The sequence below is a fragment of the Thermococcus sp. LS1 genome (assembly GCF_012027395.1).
Lineage (GTDB): Archaea > Methanobacteriota_B > Thermococci > Thermococcales > Thermococcaceae > Thermococcus.
On the sequence record NZ_SNUJ01000002.1, the window covers coordinates 303,994 to 315,990 of the forward strand.

Here is an 11,997-nt window from a genome sequence, read left to right on the forward strand (position 1 = left end):
AAAGATATGGCTAAAGCCTCACTACGTGCACCGAACAGGAAATGCACGGGTCGTAGGCCCTGACGACCATCTCGGTGAGATACTTCAGTCTCTCGGGGTCGTCGTTGTAGTGCTTCTCTGCCATCATGCGGACATGTACTTCCATCATGGCGAGATTGAAGGCTGTCGGCGTTATTATATCGGCGTAGGCTATCCTTCCGTCCTTCACTTCGAGCGCGTAGACGAGGATTCCGCGCGGTGCCTCGGTGGTGCTGACACCGAAGCCGTCCTTTACAGCTACCTCGTCCCTCGGCCTTATCGGCCATTTAGCGAGGGCCTCGTCGATAAGGTCGATGCCCCTCTCCATGAAGTACACTAACTCAAGCGCTTGGGCGAGGTTGTTGGCGAAGGGGTTGGTTGGCCTGAGTAAGTCCTTGTGGCTCTCGTAGAGCTCCTTTGCCCTTCCGTAGAGCTTATCAGCATGGTTGACGACGCGCGATATGGCTCCCGTCATGAAGGGCTTCTCCCCGTTGTAGAAGCTGTGCTTGGCGAAGCTGTGCTCCACAACGCGCTCAACCATGTGTTTCTTGTAGTCCTCGCTCGGGAACTCGAAACCGTCGCTGACGCTTATGGCGTCGCCGTATATGCCATAGACGTCTCCCCTCGGCCTGACGGCCATATGGATTATCGGCCCCTCGACTTCCTCGTACTGCTCAAGCTTGGAGAACAGCTCGAAGGTGTATTCTGCAAGTGGGAGGGCCTCCTGGAGCCTCTTCTTCATCTTCTCCAGCGTAGTCTTGTCGGGGAGCTTGCCAAAACCGCCCATGACGACGTTTTCCTGGTGGATGGCCCTTGCACCGAGCTCGTCCATCATCCAGCTTCCGAGGTTCTTAAGGTCAAGGGCAATGTTGATCTCTTTCTTGTACTTGTCAAGCATTTTGAGCGGGTTGGAGTAGCCCATGTAATCTGGCAGGACGAGGAGGTAGAGGTGGAGTGCGTGGCTCTCTATCATGTCTCCAATGTAGAGAACCTCCCTGAGGGCCTGTATTTCCTCGCGTACCTCAAAGCCAATTGCCTTTTCAGCCGCCTCAACGGCAGTGAGCTTGTGGGCTGCTGAACAGAAGGAGCATATCCTAGGATAAACGGCCAAAGCCTCGTCGAGCTTCTTGCCGACGGTTATCGCCTCAAAGAACCTCGGGCCCTCAATGATGTTGAGCTTGACCTCCTTGACACCGTCGTCACCGACGATTATTTCAACGCCGCCTTTGCCCTCTACGCGAGCTATGTGATCGACGGTGATTGGAAGATAGAGGTTCTTCATTCTTTCACCTCCTGGAAGACCTTATCGACCATCTCCTCTAGCTTTGGATTGTGTGCGTTGAAAATCTTCATTCTTTCGAGGATTTCTTCCTTAGTGAGGCCCTTCTCCTTGAATGTCCTGGCCAGTGAGTCGAACCATGCAACATCGTAACCTATAGCTCCGCGGCAGCCAATGCACGCTATTCCATAGCTCGGACACCTTGCGTCGCAGCCCGCTCTCGTTATCGGGCCAAGGCACGGCTCGCCCTTCTCGATGAGGATGCATGGGTTGCCCTTCAGTCTGCACTCGAGGCAGACCGGGTAATCGACGTCCTCCGGCCAAGAGCCAACGAGGAAGGTGCCTATGGCGTAGATGAAATCCTTCTTCTCTGGCGGACAGCCGTAGAGCTTGTAATCAACCTTGATGTACTCCTCAACGGGCTTGGCCTTCTTCGGCTCGAACTTGACCTTTCCATCGCCGTAAACGATCTTCCAGAGCTCTTCGAGGCTCTTGTCCTTCTCCCAGCTCTGGACTCCGCCCTGCACTGCACAGGAGCCGACGGCAACTACTATCTTGGCATTCTCGCGTATCTTCTTGAGGAGCTCAATCTCTTCCTCCGTTGAAACGCTTCCCTCGATGAAGGCTATATCGACGGGTTCATCTTCACTGCTGTCACGGTCAAGCATGTACCAGCAGACGATTTCAGCGTTCGGGAGCAGCTGAAGTATCTCGTCCATCATGGCGAACTGGAGCTGGCAGCCGTAGCATGAGGTAAGAGCGTAAAACCCTATGCGAACCTTCCTCTCCATCTCCACCACCTCAGTCCAGCAGTCCTGGCGTTGATACTATGTCGAAGTACGTGAAAACCGGTCCATCTCTGCAGACGTACTTCCAGCTCGTACTCGTTCCGACGTTGCAGTGGCCGCACTTGCCTATTCCACACTTCATTTTCCTTTCCAGCGTTACATAGATGTTCTCGGGGCGGTAACCGTAATTGATGAGCGCCTCGAAGACAGCCTTGTACATCCTAGGTGGACCGCAGACAGCTATTGCGGTATTCTTCGGGTTGGTATTGGCCTCGACGATGAAGTTCTGCGGCCTTCCGTGCCGGCCCGGCCAGTCCGGGTCTCTGGTTACGCTCTGGATTATCTTGACGTTCTCGGCCTCTGCGAGGTCTTTCATCGCTTCAAGTTCCTTGTAGAAGAGGAGGTCCTTTCCGTAGCGGGCAGTGTTGATGAAGGTTATGTTTCCGTACTTCCAGCGGTTGTCCATGGCGTAGAGGAAGACGCTCCTGAGTGGGGCCGTTCCCAATCCCGCGGCGATGAGGAGCAAGTCCATTCCTTCCCACTCATCGACAGGGAAACCGTTTCCGTACGGCCCGCGGACAAGGACAGTGTCACCCGGCTTGAGCTTGTGAACGACGGTTGTGACTCTTCCCGCTTTCCTAATACAGAGCTCGAAGAATCCTCTCTTCATGGGGGACGAGCAGATGCTTATCGGGACTTCACCAACACCGGGTATGGTGAGCTGAACGAACTGTCCTGGCTTGAAGGTCCAGTTCTCGGCTATCTCTGGATCTTCAAACCTGAATAGAAAGAGCTTCTCCTTTTCCGTTAGCTGATACACCCTGAGAACCTTGACCCTGTCGAGGACGTAGGGATTGTCGTGGCACATGCAGACGTGAGCCTCGCTCATATGTCCTCACCTCTAATGTTGTTGGCATATGCAAAACCTTTCTTCGGAATTTCTTCGCTCAGCTCGGACGGGCAGGATGGGTCCTCCAATCCAGCTATAATTCTGAGGTTCTTCACGAAATCAATGCCCGCCGGACAGAAAGCAGTACATCTTCCACAGCCGACACAGAAGTTGATTCCAAGCGTCCAGTGGAATGACATCTTACAGAGATAGCGGTTTATGAAGCGGTCCTTCTTCGTCGGCCTGAAGTTGTGACCGCCCGCGACCAGTCCGTGGCTCCTGAACTTACATGAGTCCCAGCGCCTCTCCCTGTATCCTGTGTCCCCGTCGAGGTTGACGATGTCCTGGACTTCATAGCAGCGGCAGGTCGGGCATACTGTGCTGCAGTTGCCGCAGGCGAAGCACTTCTCGGCCTCCTTCTCCCAGAGCGGGTGCTCCATCTCCAGCTCGAGGAGGTAGTGGATGTTGTCCCACTCCTCATGATACCTGAAAGCCTGGGCGCGCTTCCTCTCGAACTCCCTGAAGTTGCAGATGTCCTCCTGTGTGACTTCAGTGAAGAGCTTGATGTTCTTGTCGACTATCCTATGGCCTGTAGGGGTTCCTATCCTTATCAGCCAGCCGTCAGGGAGCTCGTGGAAGAACAGATCAAAGCCATCATGCTCGAAGTCCGTCCTGAGCAGGTTGCAGAAGCAGTACTCGTCGGGCATGCAGCTTATACCGAGGATTATGCCTTTTTCACGCCTGACTTTGTAGTACTTGTCTGGGTACTCATCCAGATATACGCTGTCGAGTATCTTCAGGCCGTATATGTCACAGGCGTGGAGACCGAAAAGGACGAAGGGCTCGACTTCGGGAATTACTTCCTTATACTCTGCCTTTGAGATGCTGAACTCGAACATCTTCTCCCTTGGTGCGAAGAAGAACTTCTTCGGCGGCATCAGGGTTCTCGTGTAGTTGAATTCAATCTTTCTAACGTCGTCAATTTCTCTAAAATCATAGAACTGATCAGAAATTTTCACTGGGGCGTACAGCTTTCCGAGGTTTTTTAGTCTTTCTAAAAATTCATATGTATTTTCTTTTGGAAGCTTGACGTATCTCATATTACCACCCCCTCAATGGACATAAATTTACGCGTGCTCATGTTTGTTCCCTCAGTCTCGGCTTGGTAGATAGATAAAAAAGCGTTTTTAAACCCGGAAATTGTAAACCAAAGGTTAAAACTCTTTTGTTTGGTTAGAATGTTTAGGGATAACAAAAATGTTGGATGTAATAATGTCCTTTTTAGCTGTTTCCAGAACAATATGAATCATTGTAGTCCGTTTTAGGCCATTATAGTCGTATAAAGCTTCTAATCAACTAATGGAGCAGTGTTGAACCTTTAGTTTGGAAAAGGCCGTTAAAAAAACGTTTTTAAGCAAACCCATTTAATACCGGAATGAACATATTAAAACATATAACATAAGGTGATGTGTATGGTACATAATAATTCATCCGTGCTGTATAATGCTCATGAGGCTGTGGATGTGTGCTCAAACGTTGGCTGCGCCAAGACCAAGGCCACTCCATCGAGGTTGCTCTTTGCAGGTTTCATGGCGGGCGCATACATAGCCTTCGGATTCATTTTCGCCATAGTTGCGAGTGCGAGCTTCCACCCGACTCTGGGAACGTTTCCGAACCTCTCGCTCTTCAAGCTACTCCTGGGTGCAGTTTTCCCAGTCGGTCTCATAGCCGTCCTTCTCGGCGGTGCGGACCTCTGGACCGGCAACGCCCACATAGTAACACTTTCAAAGATGACGGGCAGGGCGAGCGTGAAGGATGTGCTCTACAACTGGATCGGCAGCTACACCGGCAATTTCATAGGCTCGGTCTTCTTGGCATTCTTGGCGGTTTACGGAACGGGTCTCATGGCAGGCGGTTTGTTCAAGGACGTTCTGATAGGCATCGGCAACTACAAGGTCGCGCTTACTCCATGGAAGGCCTTCTGGCTGGGAATAGGCTGTAACTGGCTTGTGAACGTGGCGATATGGCTCTACATTCGCGCTAAAGACACTGCCGGAAAGGTAATCGTAACCTGGTTCCCGATCTTCGCCTTCGTTGCCATAGGTTTTGAGCACAGCATAGCCAACATGTGGGCCATAAGCGCCAGCATATTTGCCTCGGAGGGTGCGATAAGCTGGGTCCAGTTCTTCCACAACATAATCCCCGTCACGATAGGAAATGCTATTGGAGGCTTTCTCTTCGTGGGCTTCTACCACTGGTTCCTCGCTGACGGCAGAAACGCCCTTAAAGAGCTGATCGACTTTGTCGAGGTGCTGGTACTCTTCGTTGTTATCATGGTGCTTATCCCGGCGGGAATAGCCTATGTCCTCAGCGGTCTCGGAAGCATTGCCATATGGGCAGTGCCAGTTGCAATATCCCTCTATGGAATAGCGGTCACATATCTCGTGAGAAGAAAATGAAATCGGCTTTCAATCGACTTTCAAAACCTTATTATACTATGAAAGAGTAAGCGAGGTGGTGGTAAGAATGGAGGAGTTCAAGATTGGCCTGTGCCCGTACTGTGGAATGGGGTGCAGGTTTTACATAAAGACTCTTAACGGGCAGCCCATAGGAATAGAGCCGTATCCCGGTGGTGTTAATGAAGGAAAGCTCTGTCCAAAGGGTGTCGCCGCCGTTGACTTCCTCAGACACGAGGATAGGCTGAAAAAGCCGCTCAAGAGAACTGAAAACGGCTTCGTCGAGATAAGCTGGGAACAGGCGATAAAGGAAATCGCTGAAAAGCTTCTGGAGATACGCGAGAAGTACGGGCCGGATGCGCTGGGCTTCTTCTCAAGTGCTCGCTGTTCCAACGAGGAGAACTACCTCCTGCAGAAAATAGCTCGCCTTCTGGGCACCAACAACGTTGATCACTGCGCAAGGCTCTGTCATGCCTCAACGGTCGTCGGTCTTGCTCAGACAGTTGGCGCCGCTGCTCAGAGTGGCTCCTACACGGACATACCCAAGGCCAAGGTACTCCTGATATGGGGATACAATCCGTCCGAAACCCACCCAGTTCTTATGCGCTACATCCTCCGCGCAAGGGACAACGGGGCCAAGATAATCGTCGTAGATCCGAGGAAGACAAGGACTGTCTGGTTCGCCGATATGCACCTCCAGCTTAAGCCTGGAACAGACATAGCCCTAGCCAACGCCATGATGCACGTCATCATTGAGGAAAGGCTCTATGACAGGGAGTTCATCATGAACCGGACGAAGGGTTTTGAGAAGCTCATAGCGGTTGTCCAGAAGTATACACCAGAATATGCCGAGAAAATAACCGGTGTTCCAGCCAAGCTCATCAGAGAAGCCGCTATAACCTTTGCTACTGCAGGACGGGGCATCGTGATGTGGGCGATGGGACTGACGCAGCACGTCACTGGGGCGGCCAACGTTAAGGCCCTCGCCGATCTGGCTCTAATCTGTGGCTACGTCGGAAGAGAAGGAACCGGCCTCTTTCCGATGCGCGGTCAGAACAACGTTCAGGGAGCCTGTGACATGGCGGCCTTGCCAAACGTCTTTCCTGGCTATCAGAAAGTAACTGACGACGAAAAGAGGAAGCGAGTGGCGGAAATTTGGGGCGTTGAAGATCTGCCCTCGAAGCCGGGCCTTACCATTCCAGAGATGATTGATGCAGCTGCTAAAGGCGAGCTGAAGGCGCTCTACATAATGGGCGAGAATCCAATTGTGAGCGATCCGAACACAGAGCACGTTATCGAGGCTCTCAAGAACCTCGAACTCCTCGTTGTTCAAGATATATTCCTCACCGAAACGGCCGAGCTGGCTCACTACGTGCTCCCAGCCGCTGCATACGCCGAGAAGGAGGGCTCATTCACCGCGAGCGAGAGGCGCGTTCAGTGGAACTTCAAGGCGATTGAGCCACCCGGGGAAGCCAAACCAGACTGGGTGATACTGACGATGCTCGGAAAGGCTCTTGGCCTGCCAAAGTTCGACTACTCAGACGTTGAAGATATTACGAGAGAGATAACCCTCGTTGCTCCGCAGTACCGTGGGATAACCTCCGAAAGGCTCAAGCGTGAGGTTATGGGTGTGCAGTGGCCGTGCCCAAGCGAGGATCACCCTGGAACGCCGAGGCTGCACGTCGAGCGCTTCGCCACCCCTGACGGAAAGGCCAACATAATTCCCGTAGAGTTCAAGCCACCCGCAGAAGAACCCGATGAGGAGTACCCGTTCATACTGACAACATTCCGCATCGTCGGCCAGTACCACACACTCACGATGAGCAACAGGAGTGAAAGCCTGAAGAAGCGCTGGTCTAGCCCGTACGCCCAGATAAGTCCGGAAGATGCAAAGAAGATGGGTATACAAGATGGTGAGATGATAAGGATAGTTACGAGACGTGGAAGTTACACCTGCAGGGCGGCCGTTACTGAGGATGTTCCGGAGGGAGTGATCGCAGTTCCGTGGCACTGGGGAGCTAACATACTCACCAACGACGCCCTCGATCCAGAGGCGAAGATTCCCGAGCTGAAGGTGGCCGTCTGTAGGGTGGAGAAAATCGGGGGGTGCTGAAAATGGAGAAAAAGCTGTTTATAAACCTCGGGCGCTGCATTGCCTGCCGCGCCTGCGAGGTAGCCTGTGAGAAGGAGCACGGAATTTCATTCATCACGGTCTACGAGTTCAGGGACATAGCGGTTCCCCTTAACTGCCGCCACTGTGAGAAGGCTCCGTGTATCGAAGTCTGCCCAACGAAGGCCATCTACCGCGACGAAGATGGCGCAGTTGTGATAGACGAGTCCAAGTGTATCGGCTGCTACATGTGTTCGGCCGTCTGCCCCTACGCGATTCCGATAGTTGACCCGATAAAGGAGCTGGCTGTGAAGTGTGACCTATGTGCCGAAAGAAGGAAGGAGGGCAGAGATCCGCTCTGCGCTGCGGTCTGTCCCACCGATGCGATAATCTACGCTGACCTCAACGAGCTGATGGAGGAGAAGAGGAGGCGCAAGGCCGAGCGCATCGTCGAAGCCCAGAGGAAGGCGGTCGAAACGCTCGCCTACTTCGGGTGATGACGGTGCTGAAGGTGGAGCTCTGTGTGGGGTGCGGGGTCTGTGCAAAGGCCTGCCCCTACTCGGCCATTTCAGTTTTTGAAGATAGTGTGAGGAGGATAGTCTTCGACCCGAAGAAATGCGAAGAATGCTCCTTTGAGTGCAACGAAGCCTGCCCAACGGGGGCGCTGGAAGGGAAGCCAGACAAAAGGGAGCTGGTCTTTGAGTTTGCCTACTGTGCCATCTGCGAGAAAAGGCTCAACGTCGTGAAGGAGGAAGCCGAATATCTTGCAAAAAAGCTGATTGAGCTGGGTGAAAACCCTGAGATTGCCTTTCTCTGTGATGACTGCAAGAGGAAAAGGCTGTTTGGCGTTGCCAACAAATATGAGGCTTACCTGGGGTGATTAGTATGAGCGGGATGAGGTTTGCGTTCCTGTGTAGGGAAAGACCAGAACCAACTGGGAAGAAGATAGCCGTTATCGGAGCCGGACCGGCAGGCTTGGCGGCAACTGGCTACCTTGTCTGTCAGGGTCATGAGGTTCATGTTTACGACAAGTTGCCGGAGCCTGGAGGATTAATGCTATTTGGCATACCAGAGTTCAGGATTCCAATATACCGCGTTAGAGAAGGCTATGAAGAATTAGAAAGGGTCTACAATGTCAAGTTCTTCACCAGAACCAAAGTGTACTTCGGGAATCCGGAAGGAGAATCAGGAGACGAGTTCGTTGAGAACAGGGTAGACTTCAATGAACTCGTGGAGAAGTACGACGCAGTACTAATAGCAACAGGAACGTGGAAGTGCTGGATTCCAAATATAGAGGGAGCGGAGTTTGAGGGTGTCTTCCCGGCCCTCGAGTATCTCTTTAGGATAAAGAGCGCCAAGCTCGGCCACATGGATTGGAGCAAGGTCACGCCAGTGGAGGGCAAGAAAGTGTTGGTCGTTGGTGCCGGCCACACAGCCGTCGATGCCGCCTTGGAGAGCGTTCTCCTTGGAGCGGATAAGGTGTACCTCAGCTACCGCAGGACGATAAGGGAGGCTCCTGCCGGGGCCTACGAGATTAACCTCCTCCAGCAGAGGGGTGTGAAGTGGCTGGAGAGGACGATGCCGGTTAGGATAATAGGTGAGAACGGAAAGGTCAGAGCCGTGGAGCTGGTGAAGACCAAGCTCAGTGAGCCCGACGAGAGCGGTAGGAGGAGGCCCGTTCCAATAGAAGGTTCGAACTTCCAGATAGACGTGGATTATGTCATCTTCGCCGTCGGTCAGAGCCCCACTCCACCCTTCGCGGAAGAAATCGGTATAGCCGTCGATAGGAAGGGCAGGATCGTAGTTGATAACAGGCACATGACAAGCAGGGAAGGTGTTTTCGCCGCAGGAGACGTTGTTTTAGGTCCCTCAAAGGTTGGTAGGGCTGTTAAGGATGGCCTGTATGCTGCTGAGGCCATGCACATGTGGCTGATGGGGAGGTGATTGGAATGACGAGAAGAATCCTTCACGTTGATTACAGCCTATGTATTGGCTGTGAGACGTGTGAGGCAGTCTGTGACTTCCTCCATGGCGGCAAGCCCAACATAAGGATTTACTACACTGTCACCGGACTTCCGATTCCGATAAACTGCCGCCACTGCGAGAGGGCACCCTGTATGGACGTCTGTCCTGCGGGAGCGATTTACCGCGACAGCGACGGAGCCGTTATAATAAACCCTGACAAGTGCATAGGCTGCTACATGTGTCTCGCCGTCTGTCCCTTCGGCGTGCCAAGCTTTGACGTCAAGGTAAAGGCAATGACTAAGTGTGACATGTGTGCCGACAGGAGAAGGCTTGGCATGGGGCCTGCCTGTGCTGAGATGTGTCCGGCAGAGGCAATATTCTTTGGAAAGCCCGAAGAGGTGGAGGACAGGATAAGGCGCAGGACGGCTGAGAAGATAGCCCGGGAGAGAATTTCCTCTGTGAGTATGGAGGGTGTCGGGAGGATACTTTAGTTGTCTCCTGGTTGACTCTTTTTAATTTGTTTTTTGTCAGATTATATGCTCCTAAGTACGTCCTGAAAGTCTCTTCATGTTAAATTAAAATATTTTAGTTTATACAAAAAAGAAAACAAATCCGTATGTAATAATTTCCGTAATATTTTTATACTTTTGTTTACCCTTTTAGTTAAGATGACTGGAATTTCATAGAACGTCTTGTTAAAAACTATTGGTTGTACATTTCTTGTTGTAAAAAGGTTTTTATTCCACCCAAAATAGCTACAAATGAACACATTTGGAGGGATGTACAATGTTGTGGGAGTCCCAGATCCCCATAAATCAGGTGTTTGAACTTCGCTGCAGGTCCATAACTTACTTCGGTGTTGGTGCCATTAACAAGTTCTACGACATAGCCAAGGATCTTAAGGAAAATCGCGGCATAACCAGGGTCATTCTCGTCACCGGAAAGAGCTCATACAAGAAGTGCGGTGCTTGGGACGTTGTCAAGCCTGCCCTGGAGGAGTACGGCATTGAGTACGTTCACTACGACAAGGTAGGCCCGAACCCGACCGTTGATATGATCGATGAGGCCACTCAGCTCGGTAAAGAGTTCGGAGCCCAGGCCGTTATTGGCATTGGTGGAGGAAGTCCAATAGACAGCGCCAAGAGCGTTGCGATTCTGCTGGAGTACACCGACAAGACTGCCAGGGACCTTTACGAGCTTAAGTTCACCCCAACGAAGGCCAAGCCCATCATAGCCGTGAACACTACCCACGGAACCGGAACTGAGGTTGACAGGTTTGCGGTGGCTTCGATTCCGGAGAAGGAGTACAAGCCGGCCATAGCCTACGACTGTATCTACCCGCTCTACTCGATTGATGACCCTGCCCTCATGACCAAGCTTCCGGCCGACCAGACTCGCTACGTAACCATTGATGCGCTCAACCACATCACCGAGGCCGCCACCACCAAGGTCGCCAGCCCGTACTCAATACTCCTCGCCCAGGAGACCGCCAGGCTGATATTCGACTACCTCCCGGAGGCCCTGTCCCACCCGGACAACCTGCAGGCTAGGTACTACCTGCTCTACGCCTCCGCGATAGCGGGCATATCCTTCGACAACGGCCTGCTCCACTTCACCCACGCCCTCGAGCACCCGCTCAGCGCCGTGAAGCCGGAACTCCCGCACGGACTTGGTCTCGCCATTCTCCTGCCGGCGGTTATCAAGCACATCTACCCGGCCACCGCCAGGATACTCGCCGAAGTCTACAGGCCGCTCGTCCCGGAGGCCAAGGGAGTCCCAGGAGAGGCGGAGCTCGTCGCAAAGAAGGTTGAGGAGTGGCTCTTCAACATTGGAATCACTGAGAAGCTCACCGACGTTGGCTTCACTGAGGAGGACGTTGACAAGCTCACCGAACTCGCCATGACCACCCCGAGCCTTGACCTGTTGCTCTCACTTGCCCCGATTGAGGCTACCAGGGAGACCGTCGCGGCCATCTACCGCGACTCACTCTACCCGCTCAGCAAGTGAAGTATCTGCTTCACTTCCATCTTTTCAATTTTGAGTTCTCCTGGTCATTTGGTCTTCAGTGTTCTCACAAAAACAATGATGCAGTTTTAGTTATTGACAAAGGTTTCTAATCCTGAACTGTGTATGAAAATCACAAGCGCGAGCCAGAGTATGGTATCGTTATGCTCTCTCACGGGTTTCTCTCCAGCCTATCGGAGCTAAGGGCCTAGTTTTGAGGTTGGGGATTAATAGGACCTCTCAACGCGCTTGGGTCATCACGCGAAGGGCATCTCAGTCTCCCCTCGCCTTTGCATCAAGGCGGAGGTAGATAAACAGCATGAGCATGAACAGGGTTATGTAATAGCTCATCTCGAAGGGAACCACTCCTATAAGTCCCAATGTGTATATGAACGTGAGGACAAGAACGACGACGAGCAGCAGGCGATAAAACGTCTTTCTCTCCATGATATCACCAAAAAACGTTGGGGGGATGGTTTTTAATCTTT

At 52.4% G+C, this 11,997-nt stretch carries 12 protein-coding genes; 7 read left to right on the forward strand and 5 right to left on the reverse strand.

Translation table 11 applies throughout. The annotated features are described in order from the left end of the window. Positions 1-10: 10 nt before the first annotated feature. The 4 genes from hydA to hydB are packed head-to-tail and all read right to left on the reverse strand — an operon-like array spanning position 11 to position 4,074. Positions 11-1,300, reverse strand: coding sequence for an NADPH-dependent hydrogenase/sulfhydrogenase 1 subunit alpha (gene hydA / locus E3E26_RS06125; RefSeq protein ID WP_167900424.1), 1,290 nt, complete (start codon positions 1,298-1,300; stop codon positions 11-13). Next, positions 1,297-2,088 carry an NADPH-dependent hydrogenase/sulfhydrogenase 1 subunit delta gene (gene hydD / locus E3E26_RS06130; protein ID WP_167900425.1) on the reverse strand — a complete coding sequence of 264 codons (792 nt, stop codon included), beginning with the start codon at positions 2,086-2,088 and terminating at the stop codon, positions 1,297-1,299. Before hydD ends, hydA begins: the two co-directional genes overlap by 4 nt. A 10-nt stretch (positions 2,089-2,098) precedes the next feature. Beyond that, entirely contained in the window at positions 2,099-2,974 is an 876-nt protein-coding gene (gene hydG, locus E3E26_RS06135; RefSeq protein ID WP_167900426.1) for an NADPH-dependent hydrogenase/sulfhydrogenase 1 subunit gamma, read from the reverse strand. Continuing rightward, positions 2,971-4,074: an NADPH-dependent hydrogenase/sulfhydrogenase 1 subunit beta gene (hydB, locus tag E3E26_RS06140; protein ID WP_167900427.1), complete on the reverse strand. Its 1,104-nt coding sequence runs from the start codon at positions 4,072-4,074 to the stop codon at positions 2,971-2,973. The genes hydG and hydB overlap by 4 nt, the downstream gene beginning before the upstream one ends. Before the next feature lie 366 nt (positions 4,075-4,440). Between hydB and E3E26_RS06145 the strand changes: the two genes are divergently transcribed. The 7 genes from E3E26_RS06145 (at position 4,441) to E3E26_RS06175 (ending at position 11,512) form a co-directional block, all read left to right on the forward strand. Continuing rightward, on the forward strand, positions 4,441-5,433 hold the full coding sequence (locus tag E3E26_RS06145) for a formate/nitrite transporter family protein (protein WP_240911664.1): 993 nt from the start codon (positions 4,441-4,443) through the stop codon (positions 5,431-5,433). A 67-nt stretch (positions 5,434-5,500) separates the two neighbouring features. Further along, positions 5,501-7,543 carry a formate dehydrogenase subunit alpha gene (gene fdhF, locus E3E26_RS06150; RefSeq protein WP_167900746.1) on the forward strand — a complete coding sequence of 681 codons (2,043 nt, stop codon included), beginning with the start codon at positions 5,501-5,503 and terminating at the stop codon, positions 7,541-7,543. 2 nt (positions 7,544-7,545) lie between these two features. Continuing rightward, positions 7,546-8,037: a 4Fe-4S dicluster domain-containing protein gene (locus E3E26_RS06155; protein WP_012571499.1), complete on the forward strand. Its 492-nt coding sequence runs from the start codon at positions 7,546-7,548 to the stop codon at positions 8,035-8,037. Next, complete coding sequence (locus tag E3E26_RS06160; protein ID WP_206204352.1) at positions 8,037-8,420, forward strand: 4Fe-4S dicluster domain-containing protein; 384 nt, start codon at positions 8,037-8,039, stop codon at positions 8,418-8,420. Before E3E26_RS06155 ends, E3E26_RS06160 begins: the two co-directional genes overlap by 1 nt. Before the next feature lie 5 nt (positions 8,421-8,425). Continuing rightward, entirely contained in the window at positions 8,426-9,484 is a 1,059-nt protein-coding gene (locus E3E26_RS06165; RefSeq protein WP_167900428.1) for an FAD-dependent oxidoreductase, read from the forward strand. 5 nt (positions 9,485-9,489) lie between these two features. After that, complete coding sequence (locus E3E26_RS06170) at positions 9,490-9,996, forward strand: 4Fe-4S dicluster domain-containing protein (protein ID WP_167730147.1); 507 nt, start codon at positions 9,490-9,492, stop codon at positions 9,994-9,996. Positions 9,997-10,291: 295 nt separating this feature from the next. Next, positions 10,292-11,512, forward strand: a complete 1,221-nt coding sequence (locus E3E26_RS06175; protein ID WP_206204353.1) for an iron-containing alcohol dehydrogenase — start codon at positions 10,292-10,294, stop codon at positions 11,510-11,512. Between the two features lie 270 nt (positions 11,513-11,782). Here the strand turns inward: E3E26_RS06175 and E3E26_RS06180 are convergent, their stop codons facing one another. Then, entirely contained in the window at positions 11,783-11,956 is a 174-nt protein-coding gene (locus E3E26_RS06180) for a hypothetical protein (protein WP_167900429.1), read from the reverse strand. Positions 11,957-11,997: the final 41 nt, after the last annotated feature.

What these genes read in the sequence shown, in the direction of transcription:
- hydD (WP_167900425.1), bottom strand. Translation starts at nt 2,088, where the DNA reads ATGGAGAGGAAGGTTCGCATAGGGTTTTACGCTCTTACCTCATGCTAC.
- E3E26_RS06175 (WP_206204353.1), top strand. Translation starts at nt 10,292, where the DNA reads ATGTTGTGGGAGTCCCAGATCCCCATAAATCAGGTGTTTGAACTTCGC.
- E3E26_RS06145 (WP_240911664.1), top strand. Translation starts at nt 4,441, where the DNA reads ATGTGTATGGTACATAATAATTCATCCGTGCTGTATAATGCTCATGAG.
- fdhF (WP_167900746.1), top strand. Translation starts at nt 5,501, where the DNA reads ATGGAGGAGTTCAAGATTGGCCTGTGCCCGTACTGTGGAATGGGGTGC.
- hydB (WP_167900427.1), bottom strand. Translation starts at nt 4,074, where the DNA reads ATGAGATACGTCAAGCTTCCAAAAGAAAATACATATGAATTTTTAGAA.
- E3E26_RS06155 (WP_012571499.1), top strand. Translation starts at nt 7,546, where the DNA reads ATGGAGAAAAAGCTGTTTATAAACCTCGGGCGCTGCATTGCCTGCCGC.
- E3E26_RS06170 (WP_167730147.1), top strand. Translation starts at nt 9,490, where the DNA reads ATGACGAGAAGAATCCTTCACGTTGATTACAGCCTATGTATTGGCTGT.
- E3E26_RS06180 (WP_167900429.1), bottom strand. Translation starts at nt 11,956, where the DNA reads ATGGAGAGAAAGACGTTTTATCGCCTGCTGCTCGTCGTCGTTCTTGTC.
- hydG (WP_167900426.1), bottom strand. Translation starts at nt 2,974, where the DNA reads ATGAGCGAGGCTCACGTCTGCATGTGCCACGACAATCCCTACGTCCTC.
- E3E26_RS06160 (WP_206204352.1), top strand. Translation starts at nt 8,037, where the DNA reads ATGACGGTGCTGAAGGTGGAGCTCTGTGTGGGGTGCGGGGTCTGTGCA.
- E3E26_RS06165 (WP_167900428.1), top strand. Translation starts at nt 8,426, where the DNA reads ATGAGCGGGATGAGGTTTGCGTTCCTGTGTAGGGAAAGACCAGAACCA.
- hydA (WP_167900424.1), bottom strand. Translation starts at nt 1,300, where the DNA reads ATGAAGAACCTCTATCTTCCAATCACCGTCGATCACATAGCTCGCGTA.